The organism is Aeromonas sp. L_1B5_3 (assembly GCF_963866575.1).
Lineage (GTDB): Bacteria > Pseudomonadota > Gammaproteobacteria > Enterobacterales > Aeromonadaceae > Aeromonas > Aeromonas jandaei.
The window spans coordinates 1-618 of the sequence record NZ_CAWMDN010000106.1; the positions used below are offsets into that span (position 1 = coordinate 1).

Genomic DNA, 618 nt, shown 5'->3' on the forward strand with positions numbered 1-618 from the left:
TTTGGCCGAGGGCTGTGAGTACCGGCTGCTGGCTGCCATCGGCAAACGCCACCTCGACCACCCGATCCGACCCGGCTTGCACGTCGAAGTGACCGGTTTGACTCAGAGTGTTGCTGCCGGTGAGGTCCCCCTCATCCAGAGACACGCCTTTGCCCGGGATAAAGCTCGGTGCCTTGCCATCCGTGATGGTGAGCGGCAGCGTGGTACCGATGCGATCGCCATCCTTGTCGGCCAGGGTGACAGCCAGCGGCAGGTTGAGGGATTCGCTCCCCTTGTGATCCAGCTCACCACTCAGGGTGATCTTGGCGGTGACGCTCCAGTTGCCGTTGTTGTCGACCAGATTCAGTTCGGCGCGCAGGATCTCGCGACCATCTGCCGTGGTGCCAACCAGCTGGCCGTTGGCGTCGAGGGAGAAACTGATCGGGCTGCCATGGCTGGTGAGACCGGTCAGGGTGCTCTGGATGGTGGCGATATCAAAACCGAGAGATGCAGGATCAAGGGCATCGCTGCCGTGGGTCACCGTGAAACTCATGTTGCTGACCGCAGCCGCCTCCCCTTGCGCCATCTCGGTGATAGCGGTGCCGCTGACCGCAGAGATTGTCGGGTTGGCGCCATCAC

1 protein-coding gene is annotated in these 618 nt (G+C 62.5%); it reads right to left on the minus strand.

Going from position 1 to position 618, the window contains the following annotated elements:
* The coding region (locus AACR93_RS08565; protein ID WP_043849571.1) for a hypothetical protein at window positions 1-618 on the minus strand (618 nt) is incomplete at both ends.